This is a genomic window from Mycoplasmopsis gallinacea, from assembly GCF_900660495.1.
Taxonomy (GTDB): domain Bacteria; phylum Bacillota_I; class Bacilli_A; order Mycoplasmatales; family Metamycoplasmataceae; genus Mycoplasmopsis; species Mycoplasmopsis gallinacea.
In genome coordinates this window covers 1,060,118-1,074,838 of record NZ_LR214950.1, presented here as the reverse complement: position 1 = coordinate 1,074,838, position 14,721 = coordinate 1,060,118, and the positions used below count along the sequence as shown (strand labels likewise).

6 protein-coding genes and 1 pseudogene are annotated in these 14,721 nt (G+C 28.5%); 5 read left to right on the top strand and 2 right to left on the bottom strand.

Annotated elements, in window-relative coordinates:
* Window positions 1-1,061, bottom strand: a pseudogene (locus EXC51_RS04145) (ABC transporter ATP-binding protein); the annotation flags it as partial.
* 463 nt (window positions 1,062-1,524) lie between these two features.
* Here EXC51_RS04145 and EXC51_RS04140 point away from each other — a divergent pair.
* The 3 genes from EXC51_RS04140 to EXC51_RS04130 all read left to right on the top strand — a co-directional run bounded on the left by EXC51_RS04140 (window position 1,525) and on the right by EXC51_RS04130 (window position 6,753).
* Complete coding sequence (locus EXC51_RS04140) at window positions 1,525-2,691, top strand: amino acid permease (protein WP_129620647.1); 1,167 nt, start codon at window positions 1,525-1,527, stop codon at window positions 2,689-2,691.
* 437 nt (window positions 2,692-3,128) lie between these two features.
* Window positions 3,129-4,874, top strand: a complete 1,746-nt coding sequence (locus EXC51_RS04135) for an ABC transporter ATP-binding protein (RefSeq protein ID WP_223211664.1) — start codon at window positions 3,129-3,131, stop codon at window positions 4,872-4,874.
* Between the two features lie 10 nt (window positions 4,875-4,884).
* On the top strand, window positions 4,885-6,753 hold the full coding sequence (locus EXC51_RS04130; protein ID WP_129620207.1) for an ABC transporter ATP-binding protein: 1,869 nt from the start codon (window positions 4,885-4,887) through the stop codon (window positions 6,751-6,753).
* 748 nt (window positions 6,754-7,501) lie between these two features.
* Here EXC51_RS04130 and EXC51_RS04125 read toward each other — a convergent pair.
* Window positions 7,502-8,680: an IS30 family transposase gene (locus EXC51_RS04125; protein WP_129620037.1), complete on the bottom strand. Its 1,179-nt coding sequence runs from the start codon at window positions 8,678-8,680 to the stop codon at window positions 7,502-7,504.
* Between the two features lie 168 nt (window positions 8,681-8,848).
* Between EXC51_RS04125 and EXC51_RS04120 the strand changes: the two genes are divergently transcribed.
* Together EXC51_RS04120 and EXC51_RS04115 are read left to right on the top strand one after the other, a co-directional pair.
* A complete protein-coding gene (locus EXC51_RS04120) occupies window positions 8,849-9,301 on the top strand; it encodes a hypothetical protein (protein ID WP_129620210.1) in 453 nt (150 codons plus the stop codon).
* A gap of 390 nt (window positions 9,302-9,691) precedes the next feature.
* Window positions 9,692-14,647: a GA module-containing protein gene (locus EXC51_RS04115; protein ID WP_129620211.1), complete on the top strand. Its 4,956-nt coding sequence runs from the start codon at window positions 9,692-9,694 to the stop codon at window positions 14,645-14,647.
* The last annotated feature ends 74 nt before the right edge of the window (window positions 14,648-14,721 follow it).

Here is a 14,721-nt window from a genome sequence, read left to right as displayed (position 1 = left end):
AGTTTTACATTTCCATTTTCTAAGAATTTAGCATCAAAAATGTTTGAATCACCAATGAATTTAGCAACTCAAATATTAACTGGGAAATCATAAATGTTTTTAGGTGTATCATATTGCTCAATTTTTCCATCACGCATAACAGCAATGCGATCTGAAAGTTCTAAAGCTTCGTTTTGGTCGTGAGTAACAAAAATAAATGTAAGACCAAGTTCTTGTTGCACGGTTTCTAAGAAGAATTTGCATTTTTTTACGGATTTTAGCATCAAGAGCACTAAGCGGCTCGTCTAAAAGTAAAATTTCAGGCTCAATAACTAAGCTACGAGCAAGAGCAACACGCTGCTTCATCCCTCCTGAAAGTTCGTTGATGCTTCTTTTTTCATTTCCTTTAAGACCAACAATTTCAATGATTTTGTTAATAGCTTCTTGTGTTTCTTCGTTAGTTAATTTACGTTTAAAGTGACGGTTTTCAAAAGCTTTTGATTTTTCGCTTACATAATTTTCTCAATATGAATATTCAAAATCTGAATCATCAAGTCAAGTAAGACGTTTTTTGTATTCTTTTGTCTCTTCATTTAAGGCTTCAAGCTCTTTTTCGTATTGGTCTTGTTTTTCTTGTAATTTAGAAATTTTAGCAGCTGCTTTAGCTTCTCATTGCACAAGTTTCTTTTGGTATCTATCGATTGTTTTTTGACTAATTTTGTCTTTATCTTTTGGAACTCTTTTTAATTTAAGTCCATACATAATGTTTCCTTCAACATTTAAGTGAGGGAAAAGGGCATAATCTTGAAAAATTGTAGAAACGTTTCTTTTGTATGGAGCAAGATCTTTAATATCCAGTCCATTAAATTTAATTTCACCACGGGTAGCTCATTCAAAACCACCAAGTAATCTTAAGATAGTAGTTTACCACTACCACTAGGTCCAAGAAGAGTTACAAACTCTCCACGATTAATGTTTAAATTAACTTCATCTAAAACAGTCTTATTACCAAATTCTTTGGTAACTTCAACTAATTCAATAACATAATTATTCTTTTTTGTGTTTGTTTTAACACTTTGCATATTATTTTCCTCCTTTATTTTAAATTGAATAATTAATTATTCAACTGGGAGGCACAATCATAGATATTTTCGCAATATTCTTCTACAAATTTTTCAAGCGCAGGGTAGTGAATATCGCAAAAATTAATCAATATCCATTTAATTGCTAAATGAATATTACGTCTTACCATATTTTTCATAGATTGAATTTTACCAAAATGTAAAAAATCGATAATCATTTTATCCAACAATTTTGCTCTTAAAAAGTTTTGAATCCACTGCTAAAAACATACTTAAATTATCGACATTTTCTTAAGTAAAATTAAAAGTTTTAGAAACGATTTTTTTATATCTTATTTAGGCATTAGCATTTATAAAAATTAGGCTTTTTAATAGCTAGGTGAAAAAAGTTTATAAAACCAAAAATAACAAAAAAGCTTACTTTTCATTTCTTTTTTAAACTTTTTGCATTAAAATTATATCCATGAACACACAATCAAGCATAAAAGCTTTCAGTGAGAAAAACTTCATTTTCTTCACAATTAACTTCATAGTGGGATTTGGTTTTGTTAGCACCATTTTGACTATTACTAATTTAAAAGCTCTAGGTTTATTAACTATTTTATTAACTTCATTTATTACCTTAGGAATTGTTCTAGTTTTTTCAAGATTAGCAGCAGTATATAGCGAAGAATATGGCGGATCATATTACTATGCCAAAAAGATAGGGGATTCTAAAGCTAAGAAATTATTTGCTTTTTGAGTTGGTTGAAGTCAATTTATGCAAGGGCCAATTCTTTCAGCAGCTGGACCATTATTTTTAGCTACTGCAATTTCGGTAGTTACTGATAATCAAATGGTAATTTCAATTGTTAGAGGAATTTCATTTTTATTTTATATTTTGCTTATGTTTATTTCCACATTTGGGCTCAAATTAAGCACAAAAGTTATCTATCTTTCAGCAATTATTAAATGAACCATTATCTTTTTAGCACTTCTACTGTCAGTTTATTTAGCTTTTAAAAACCCAAGTTACTCAACCAATTTTAGCGGGTTAATTGATAAACCTAAAAGTGAATATGCTTATTTAATTTTCAAGCTCAGTAATTTCATTTATGTATGCTTTTTGGTGGTTTTGAAAGTATTGCTGCAATGACTAAGGATGCGCAAAACTAATAAAATTAAAAAAGTGCTCTTTTTATCTTTCGGATTTATTGTTGGGTTTTACTTGGTATTTTACTTAGTACTTTTAGGGATAAACTCAAGCGTTTTAAATGGGCAATTTAGTAATATTTTCCTTAAAACCTGATCAATTACTGGACTTGTTATTTTTGTAATTGGGACTATTTTTAATCAAATTTCATCAAAAATTTCAACTGTCTTAGTTAATTCAAGGCAATTAATTCCGCTTGCAGAAGATGGATATTTGCCTAAATTCTTAATCAAAACTAATTCACGTGGTGAATATCGCAATGCTATTTATTTTTCGCTTGGACTTACTATTTTTTCATTAATAGTGTTTTGGGCTCTTCCTGAGTTTTTAAATCTTAAAAACTTCTTCCTTTCAGTTATCGAGATAGGAAACGATTTCATTTTTAGTTCAATATGTGCTCACTTTCATCACAGCGCTAATTTTAGAACGCAAAAATAAGGTAATTACAATTCCTTGATATGAAAAAATCATCTATTATTTAGTGATGATTTTGCTTATTAGCTTAATTGTTATTTACCTATTCCCAATGATTGTAGGTCATTCCTGAAGTGTTTGAAAATACTATTGTTTTAGTTTCGTATCTAGCTTCATTAATCATTGGTGGAATTTTATTTGTTATAGCTAAATTTAACAAATAGCTAGCTTTAAGTTGCGTGCAAAAGGTGCGTAACTTTTTGCTTTCTGCTCTAAAATTTAGAATTATTGAATCTTTAATTTTAAAGTGTTATAATTTAAAAAATTATTAATGTATAAGGTTAATTATGCTATCTAAAAGCAAAATAAATCAAATAAATACCAAAGGAGGTTTATTATGATAAAGGTATTTAAACTCTTGCCAAAAAAAAGTAAAAACTCTATTTTTAATAGGTATTATTTTGATTTTAATTAACGTTGTTATTACGATGTTTTTGCCAATTTTGCTTAGTCAGTTTCTTTCATTGATTGCTCCTAGCTCAAATGAAGCTAGTCAAACTTATTACATAGTGCTATTTAACAAGGTTAATTTATTCCCTTCAAATACGCAAGCCCAGGCAATTACCAAACTAATTATTATTGTTATTTTAATGATTGTTTTTGGGTTGATTACATCAATTGGTAGCGTGCTAATTACTACTTATGCTGGCGAGCTTAGTTCAAACCATTTAAGAAACACTTTATTTGAAAAGTATCAAAAATTAAGCATTAAAGATATTGCAGAACTTAAAACCGAAACTTTAATTACTAGAATTAATGATGATGTTGCCATCTTTTGAGACTTTTTAATGAGTGCTTCAAGTTCATTAGTACGTGCTCCATTTTTTATCATTGTCGGGGTAGTATTTTCATTTTTAACTGATGTAAATCTTTCTTGAGCAGCTATTGGGGTTGTCCCGGTTCTTGTGTTTGTGCTTTTACTTATTTTTAAATTAGTAAATCCACTGATTAAGAAAAATAGAAAAAACTTAGACCAAATTACTAAAGAAGTAGAAGAATCAATTATTGGTTCAAAACTTATTAAAACTTACAATTTAGAACAAAAACAAAAACACAAGTTTGATTTAGCAAACAAAAGGTGATCAAGTGTGGAAATTAAAACTTTTAGCTATTTTGCAATTGGAAACCCAGCCTTTTTTGCGATTATCAACCTTGTTATTGTTGCTATTTACTATATTGCTGCATACAATTTAAATGACATTAGCGGTGATAAAAGACAATTTTTTGCCACAATTAACGTTTTTATTGAATATGAAGTACTTATTTCATTTGGTATCTTAATGCTTTCACAATTTTTAGGAATTCTTTTTAGAGCTAAAACTAGTGCCGGAAGAATTGTTGAGATTTTAGAAAAGCCTTATGATGATTTAAATGTAGCTAATGGACTTACTTTAGATAAATCTTTACCTACTAAAGATTTCTCAGTTGAATTTAAAGATTTTAACTTTAAATACTATAAAAATTCACCCGAATACATCTTAAAAAACATTAACTTTAAAGTTAATGGAGGAAAAACTTTAGGAATAATTGGTCCAACCGGCAGTGGTAAAACTACAATTGGAACATTAATTGCCAATAACCTTAAATATACCGAAGGAAGCATTTTAATTAATGATAAAGAACTTAATCAAATTAATTCAAAAGATTTAAGCGAATCATTAGCTATTGTTTATCAAGAATCGCAGCTTTTTGCAGGTACAATTAGATCGAATTTACTTTTTGCTAAGCCAGATGCAACTGCAGAAGAAATTAGTAAAGCTTTAACTGCGTCTTGTTCTATTGATTTTGTTTATCGCTTTGATGATGGACTGGATCATCCGGTGTATCAAAGAGGGAAAAACCTTTCTGGTGGCCAAAAACAAAGGCTTTCAATTGCCCGTTCACTTTTAGTAAATCCGAAAATTTTAATTCTAGATGATTCAACTAGTGCTTTAGATAATTTAACTACTAAAAAGCTAATTGAAAACATTAAAAAATATTACGATTGCACCACAATTATCATTTCACAAAAAATTAACTCAATTAAGCATTCTGATGAAATTTTAGTCATTAACGCAGGCGAAATTATTGCAAAAGGAAAACACGAACAGCTAACTAAAGAATGTAAGTGATACAGAGAAATTTACCATAATCAATTAGAACAATAAAAGGAGAAAAATGGAAAAATTAACTTTAGAAAAAGTTAGACAAGAAATAGCTCATTCTAGCTCTAAAAGTAATAACCTTTCTTCTTTGAAGGTGTTTAAAGTTCTTTGATCGTATTTAAAAGAAAGTAAGAAATATTACTATTTAGGTCTACTTTTTGCAATTTTAAACTCACTTGCTTACACTGCGGGAAGTATTTTAATTGGGCAAATTTTGCATCTTTATTTTGAACCATATATAAATGGTGCAGTGCCAATTTTCCAATGAAATCAATTCTTTATTTTCCTTTCTTGCCTTGCTTTAATGTTTATTTTATATGGTATTTTTAAATATTTAGAAGCTCTTTTTTATGTTAAAGCTTCATTTATTGCAGCAACTAACTTACGTTTAAAAATTATGCATAAACTTTATAAAATGCCTATTAAATACTATGATTCACAAAAGGCTGGTGATTTAATTTCATCATTAATTAATGATGTTAACAACGTTGGTAATTCACTTTTTCAAATCACTAGTCAAATTTTTAGTAGCTGCTTTAACATTATTTTTTCAGGTATTTTCCTTTGCCTTATTTCGCTTAAACTTTCATTAATAGTTATTCCATTAACATTAGTTTTATTCTTTTCAGTGTTTTTAATTATTCAAAAAGCACAGAAATACTTTACTCAAACTCAAAATACCTTTGGTTTGCTTAATGCTTTTGTCGAAGAATCACTTAATAATACAATGGTTACTAATTCATTTAATCAACAAAAATTTGTTTTTAGCAACCTTAAAAAAATTACTAAAACAATTCGTCAAATTGCATTTAAAGGTGATACTATTGCGCGTAGCTTTGAAACCTGATATAACTTAATTTCAAACCTTATTATCTTAATTATTTCAGGAATTGCAGCTATTTTCTACATTAATAAAGTTTCAATGTGAGGACTTCCATTTTTTGGATCTTCAGAAAGTGGGATTGCTACTCCTTCACTTATTATTACTTACGTTTCACTTAATTGAAACTTTATGGGACCATTTCAAAACCTTTTAAGCTTAGCTTTTAATGTTCAAGTTGGAATTGCTTCATCAAAAAGAGTGCATCGCCTAACTGAATTAAAAGAACCTGATTTAAGTAAAGAAAAATACACCTTAGATAGAGAAGTTAAAGGTGAAATCATATTTAAAAATGTTTTTTTCAAATATAATGAAAACCTTGAAAATTGACAATTAAATGATGCTAGTTTTAAAGTTAAGCAAGGCCAAACAATTGCTATTGTTGGACCAACTGGAGCTGGAAAAACCACAATTATTAACCTTTTAAGTAAAATGTATGATTATAACAAAGGAAGCATTTTAATTGATGGTTATGAACTTAATGAAATTAAAACTGAAAATCTAAGAGATAATATGACTGTTATCTTGCAAGACTCGTTTTTATTTAATGAAACCATTAGATATAATCTTAAAATTGCTAATCCAAATATTTCTGATGAACAAATGATTGCTGCAGCTAAATTAACTAATGCGCATCACTTTATCGAAACTATGAAAAATGGATATGATACAGTGATTGAAAGTAACGGAAACAACATCTCTCAAGGCCAAAGACAACTTATTGCAATTACTAGAGCGATGCTTTCAAATCGAAATATCGTAATTTTAGATGAAGCTACTTCAAATATTGACTCTCAAACTGAAATTATTATCCAAAAAGCGATGCTAGAGCTTATGAAAAATCGCACTTCATTTATTATCGCTCACCGTCTTAGCACCATTAAAAATGCTGACAAAATTTTAGTTATTGATGCTGGAAAAATCATTGAAGAAGGAACTCATGAAGAACTTCTTGCTCAAAAAGGATTTTACGAATCTCTTTACAGCGCTCAATTCAAATAAGAAAAGCAGGGGAATTCCTGCTTTTATTTTCATTGTTTAAGTGTGCTAAATTCCTTTAAAATTTGAGCAAATATTACTATCTTATACTTATGTTTGCTATAACAAAAAAAAAAAAAAAAAAACGGTTTTCTGACTTATTTAAGACTCATATAATTATATTGAAATATACTTTCATAAGGAGATAATATCTTTAAAAATACGATCTAAAAATTGGAAAAGTGACGCGCAAGTTAAGTGGTAAAAAATAACAATGCTTTTTTAATGTTTAAATTATAAAAAAATTAGTGCAAAAAATGAAGAAATAGTGACAAAAGCAAAATCAAAAGCGCAAGCCCTTGTGGCTTGTTTTCTTATAAATTTTGAAGTTCTTTTGCTTCTTTTCTGCGAAAGAAAAGGAGGCCCGTGCGGCAGCACAATCATTGAATCTGTGTCTAAAGATAGACATAGCACAACACCGCAAAAAAATAGCATTTCACATTAAATGGGCTTCAGTCACTAAAATCTAGTTTAGGTCTCAAAGACCAAAGTTTCCCTTTTACCCATATTAATTTTGAAGTTCTTTTGCTTCTTTTCTGCGAAAGAAAAGAAAAGAAGGCCGCGTGCCAACGCAATTAATGTATTTGTAACAAAAGACTGTCATTACAAGACTATTCTTATTTAAACTGACATTTACACAAAAAATAGGTTTTATTCACATAAATTTAGTTTAGGTCGTCAATCTTGAACTTAGCATTTATCGATATTAATTTTAATTTTCTATCGCTAATATTCTTTTGTATTCATCGATTTGTTCTTTGAGTCAAAACACATATTCTTGTGTGAGTGAATTGAAACTTTTACCCTTCGGAATAAATCTTCTAATGTATCTATGAGCATTTTCAATTGAACCTTTTTGATATGAAGCATAAGGTTTACATTTAAATAATTTTTTCTTACCTACCACTTTATGAAGAAGTGTGTTTTCGCTACCATTATCTACTGTCAAAGTCTTTATTTCAAGATTGTATTTTCTTATTAACATTTTTAATGCTTTGTTAATTGATTTTGCATCTCTTTTGGTTAAAGCGATATATAACTCTCTAGTTTTACGGTCTAAAAGTGTAAAAAGAACAAACTTATCTTCTCTTTTACCTATTACTGTATCAGCTTCAAAATGCCCTTTTTCTAGCCTTAAATCCGCTTCTTCAGGTCTATATTTTAGGTCTCTAGCGTGTATCAAGGATTTTTTACCTTGCTTTAATGTAGTTTTTGTATAGCCACCTCTTGATAAATATAAAAGCGGGTCAAGAGGAAGCTTTATTCTTTGTTGCTTTAGAGCTTTGTAAATTGTGCTAAATGTAGGACAAAAAGTATCTGGATTTGTTTGTTTGAACGAGTTGACCATAAATTTCACAGACATTTTACATTTAATGTTTTTAGAGTTTTTGCTTGCTTTTTTTCTTAATTCTTTAGTTACATCGTTTCAATATTTCTTGAAGTAACTTCACTTATTTTTTTGTGATTCTGACACTATCATTAACCTTTTAGTTTTATAACTGAGTAAATGATTTGCTAATTTTCTAAAGGAGAGAAATTTAGTTATAAAAATTTTGTCTCCACAATTTTTGCAAATAAATTTATTTTTTAAGCTTTTATGATAGTCATTTTTTTCAATCATTATTGCCATTTTTTGTTTAATTGTTCTAGATTGATAACCAAAATATTTCGCTGCTTTTGATATTGAATTCAACACTAGAACTTTTAAAATAATTTCTCACATTAATAGTATAGATATTTGTTTATCTCTAAGCAATCTTTTAGAAGAAACATTTGAGTGAAGACGTTTTATCTCATCATCTGTTTCTTTTATGATAAAGTGACGTGAGTTTTCAGCATTATTTTTTACACAAATAATATTTAGTTTAGATAAATCTATCAATTTTTTCATATAATAAAAATGTGTCCTTTCTTTGCAAGCATTATTATTTTACACAATGGACACAAAAAAGTCACATGCATTAAATTTGCGTGTGACTTTTCTAATTTATATTAAAAATACGATCCTAAAAAAATTTATTAAAGAAAAAAAACTATTAAAACAAAGGAGAAAAAATAAATGATTACACAAGTTATCCGTTATTTTGAAACAGATTATGATTGAACAAATGCAAAGGCGAAAGAACTTTGAATTACATCCATTAGAGGATATTCTATTGCAAAACTTGTTTTAATGTATGTTCTTCCGGTTATTATAGCAATTGCAATTGTTTTATCTATTTACTGAGGATTAAAATACAAATTCTCAACTGAGCAACATCAATCTAAAAAAGGACTTTTTGTTAAAATTGGTGGTGCGGTATTAGTAGTTGTAGCATCTGGAATTTTACTTGGAGTATTAACACAAACACTTTTCCCAGGCGAAGTTAATAAATTACTTGCCGAGGGGGTTAAACAAGACTTTATTACTCTTAGTGGAAATGCCGTGTCAAATAAAAACTCAGCGCTGTCAGCGGAGCAAGTTTCTACTCTTGCAAGCGCACTTGGTCGTTTTGGATATTACGTATCATAGGCCACGAAATATGGACACATCCATATTTCGTACTTGAGTTTAATCTCCAACGCAACAAAAATACCGTTCCTAATGCAATAGGGAATGGTATTTTTGTTGCTTTTTTTTCTCTTTTGTTTGTTCTTTTCCACTTTCTGCCTTTTGAAAAATCTTTAATTTTATAATTTTTAATAAAAGCGCAATATCTCTTAAATAAACACTGCTTTGCCGTTGTTTTTGAAATAAATTGCTTTTTTCATTAATTATTTTTTCCTTTATAAAAAATCACAAAAACCAAGGAAACAAAAACACAAGAAAAAAAGTGTGACATTTAGCCGTGCTTTTTTTCTTGTGTTTTTGAACCTGCCCGTGTTGCAACGAAAATTACAATCGAGCTTCAAAGACGGTACTTTGAAAAGCAACTATTACTTTAACCAAGGTTTTGAAAGAACTCTTTATGGTGATAAAGATTATTCTATTGCAACCATCAAAATGAAAGGTGAAAGAGATAATAAATTAGAAAATCAAGATCTTTGATACGAAAGCGAGCAAGAGTGAGAAGTTACATTTAACCGAATCGCACCATTCTTACAAATCGAGGGGTATGATTTTGATATGTGAAGCAGTTCACCACGCTTTGGTATTGTATTATCTAAAGCGCTAGAATTTGTGGAAGACAGTGTAGAAATTACAGTTTATAAAAGCACTCAATCTGAAGAAGTTTATGAAAAACTAAAAGCTCCAAGAATCACAAATGATCTTGAGAATCTTGAGTTTAAGATGAATAATATTGTTAAAGATATTCCTATTCCAAACAAATATAATTCAGAATGATTAGGTTATTTAACTAGCTACAACAGATGAACATCTTCACTTGTTACTTGAGAAGGTGATGATCGAAAAAGATTAGAACCTACTTGAAAACCTAATCCTATATATGAAGATCTTTTAACTGATTGACGTCACGGTGCTAGTGCAGATTCGCAACCAATTAGAGCTTACTTTATAGACAACTGAAGAAGTGAACTTGAAGATCTTATAAATAAAAAAGGTGGTAATAGATTTTGATATCCACCTAAATCAATTGTTGATGGAACTGTTAAGTCAGGTAAGAACTGACCCAATAATTGACAAATGAGTAAAAAATTCCGAGATAACGTAGGTACAATTCTTGGTTTTGGTTACAACACCGGCCCAAAACCTACATTAGATTTCAACGATCAAAACTGATTTAAAATTACATTCAAAACTCGTAAAAATCAATTGATGTTTGATAAGAAAAATACTGGTGGATTAGCTTATGTAATGGCTGGTTGAACAACATATGATAAAAATGTTGATGTTTATAGTTTTAACTGAAAAGCCGCAGATGTAAATCCTAATCGTCAAAATTATTCAATTGATATCAAAGAATTCAAGGAAAAAGATTCAAAATACAAATTACCTAATTCAGTTTCATATCAATTGGTAAGACCTGCAGGAAACGGATTAGAAGAAGCTATTGTCCCTGAACAGTCAATTACTTTAAGTGATAACGGACAAAGAAATAATGTCGATACTTGATATTCACGTATTTACAATTCTTTTGATAAAGCTGCAAATCCTACTTTCTGAACAACTCAATACAATGGACAAAATAAAAATATTTTTGAAACTTGACAATTAAAACCAACAATTTCAATTTCTGAAGAAGATATTTGAGATATCATCACAACATCTAAAGTTGATCCAAATGATTCAAACCGTTTAATTTTTGAAGTGAAATATGTAATTAACGATCTTAAATTGCAAAAAGAAAACCTGAGACAAAAACTGAAAGAATTCAAGTACTTAAATACCGTTCAAAAAGAGTTCTACATCAATAAACTTAAAACTATAAATGATGCTAATGATCTTAAAAAACTTTTAGATACAGAAAATAATACAGGTGAAATTAAAGATCTTGATGACAAAATGGGTGAATTAAAAGATCTTTATGAAAAAGCAAGAAACCTTAGAAATGGTGAAAATTTTGCTAATTATGATCAAAAATACAAAGCTGTGTTTGATGAAGTTTTAAATAATATTTCAACAAAGATTAGTCAAAACTTAAATAAAAGAGAGGTTCAAGGGCTAATTGATGAAGTAAAAACTCTTTGAGAATACTACAATTCATTAGAAAAAATTGCAACTTTTACCAATTTAACCAAAGACCAAAAAACTAAATTAAACAAAGAAATTCAAGATAAAATGGCTGAGGCTAATGCTAAAGACGCTGATAAAGTAAGTAGCTTTAAAACTACTTCTTCAAAAGGTGATTCAATAAATCAGTTAATGAAGCAATTAACCTCATTAAAAGCTGCTGCGGAAAAAGCTAAAAAAACAAATAACTATAAATTATCTACAGGTGATAAAAAACCTAATTTTGATAACGCTTTAGCAGCTCTAAGTCGAGCTAATACATCAGTAGATAAAAAGCAAATTACAACTTTAATTACTAATTTAAGAAATGCTTTAGATGCTCTTAATGGTGATAAAACTCTTAATGATGCTAAAGCAAAAGGTAAAGAAGAATTAGCAAAATTAACACACTTAAATGAGAGTCAAAAAACTTTAATTTCAAACAAAATCAGTGAAGCTCATACAGTAGAACAAGTCAAAGCTTTAATTAAAATTGAAGAAAACGGTTCTAAAGGAAGTGCAAATCTTCTTAATGAGAAAATGCAAAAACTTAGAGAATTAATTACTTCAGGTCAAAAAGCAACAAATTCTGAAGATCAAAACTACACTAATTATGATCAAGCTACAAGTGATAAAAAAGCAACTTTAGATAATGCGCTAAAAAATGCTAAAGATAATTTAAACACAGTTGGAGATAGTTTAGAAAAAGTTACAGATTTTGTAACTAAACTAGAAACCGCTTTAAATAAACTTGATGGAAATACAAATCTTCAAACAGCTAAAGATAACGCGATTAATGCAATTAATAATCCGCAATTTTTCCCTAATTTAAATCAGGCTCAAAAAGATGCTTTAATTGCTTTGATTAATTCTAAAAATACACTAAGTGACATTGAAACTATTGTAGGATCAAGCGAAAATAATTACATTGGTACAGCTAAAGATCTTGACAATGCAATGAAATATTTAAAAGAAGAAATTGCAGCTTCTGAAGCAATTAAAAATAATGATAAATATTACAATGCTTCAGTTAAAGTTAAAAATGATTTTGATACTAAATTTAATGAAGTTAGTGGCAAAGTAAATGATAATTTAACTTTAGAACAATCTACAAAACTTAAAGAAGATCTTAAAAATGAAAGAGAAGCTCTTGATGGTGTATCTAGTGACATTTTAAGAAATGAATTAATTTCTAAAGTTAGCGCTGATTCTGCTCTTTCTCCAGTTGAAAAACAAATTCTTTTAGATAAAATCAACAAAGCTAAAAGTAATGATGAATTAAACAAAATCAACACTATAATTGATGCACTTTCAGCTAAAATGGGTGAACTTGTTCAAAAACAAGTTAAAGCCAATGCAGCTAAAAATGGACTTGATTATGAAAATGCTACAAATGCATTTAAGAAAGCATTTGATGATCAAATTGAGAAAAATACTAAATTTCTAAATGATGCAACTAATGATGAACCGTTTTATAACCTTGATAATCTTGAATTAATTAATGCTGAAATTGACAAGCTTAAAAAACAAACTCAAGATGCAATTGAGAATTTAAAAAATAGTGCTAAAACCCATCTTGCTGAATCTAAAACAAATGCAGCAAGTGCAATTGAAGCTCTTGAATACTTAAATAATGCTCAAAAAAAAGCATTAAAAGAGCAATTAAATAATGTAACAACAATTGCTCCTCATGAAGAAACTTTAGATAAATCAGTTGATGAAGTTCTTAAAGAAGCAAATGATGTTAATGGTTCTATGAAAGCTCTTAGCGATTTCATTAAAAAGCAAATTCAGAAAGGTAATGGAAGTGATCCATTAGTTGATTTAAATTACGTCGATGCTGATTCAAGACTTAAAACTAATTTCGTAACTTCATATAACAAAGCAAAACAAGCTTTAAATAAACAAAACGGTAAAAACTTATCTAATGATGAAGTAAATGCTCTTTTAGCTACACTAAAAAATGATTTTGCTGCTTTAAACGGAAAAACTAACCGTCAAAATAAAGTAAATGAACTTCAAAACTTAGTAAATGGTGCTGCGGATGTTAAAAATGATGAAAAATTCCAAAACTCATCAGCACAAAAACAAGAACAATACAATAATGCAATTGCAAATGGTGAAAAAGTCTTAAAAAATAAAGATAATCAAACTCTTAATCAAATCAAGGAAGCAATAAACACAATTAAAGATGCTCTTTTAAAAATCCAAAACAACAAAGAAGATCTTAAAAACAAAATTAATAATCTTCCAAATCTTAACAATAAAGAAAAAGAAAAATTTATTAGTGAAATCAACAAACACCAAGAAGATGATGATCAAATTTACAACATTTACAAAGATGCTCTTGATAAAAATGATAAAAAACAAAAACTTATCGATTTAATTGATGAAAAAGAAAATCTTTCAGAAGAAGATAAAGCTCAGTTAAAAGAACACATTAAAAATAGCACTTACAATAGCGAAGAAGAATTAAATGAAGCAAAAGAAAATATTAATAATTTAGACGCTTCAATTAGCGATTTATTAAGTGATGAAAATGAAAACTTAACTAATGAAAAACTTGATTCAATCATTGATCAAATTAGTAATATTCATTTAAATAATAATGATTACCTTAATTTAGTTAAGTTATTAAAATCATTAAATGGTATTAATGATGCTTTAACTAAATATCAAGCTTCATCAGTATCTAATAAAGATTACAATGATAAAAAGAAAAATCTTGAAAATTCTATTAAAGAAAATCTAGCTTTTGTAGCTACTGACCCTAGAGTAGTTCTTCAAAGGGACAGATTAATCAGACATCAAGAAGTATTTGTAAAATTATCTGAAGCAGAAATTGGATTAGTTGATGCTATTTTAAGTGCAAATAAAGAAGCATTTGAACAAAATATGGAAAACTTAAAACAAGTTGCTCCTGAACAATATGTAAACTTCGCTAAACAAATAGAACAAGACAAATTCTTTGAAATTGTTTCTAAAAAATCAAAAGTTTCAGCAAATGAAAAACAACAATTATCTAAATTAAGCTCAGAAGGAATTTCAAAAGTTCTTTATAGCGCTTACAAAACCAAAGTTGATTCATTAAAAGTTGGTTCAGCGGCAGCATTAAAATGATTAGTTATTATGGGTGGTGTGCTTCTTACAGCAGCGGTTATAATTTTTGGTATTGGTTTTGCTAAAAAACGTAAAAAAGATAACTAATTAAGAAACTAAATTAATTATATAAACACAATTTAGCTTATGCTATTTTGTGTTTTTGTTTGCGATTTTACTGA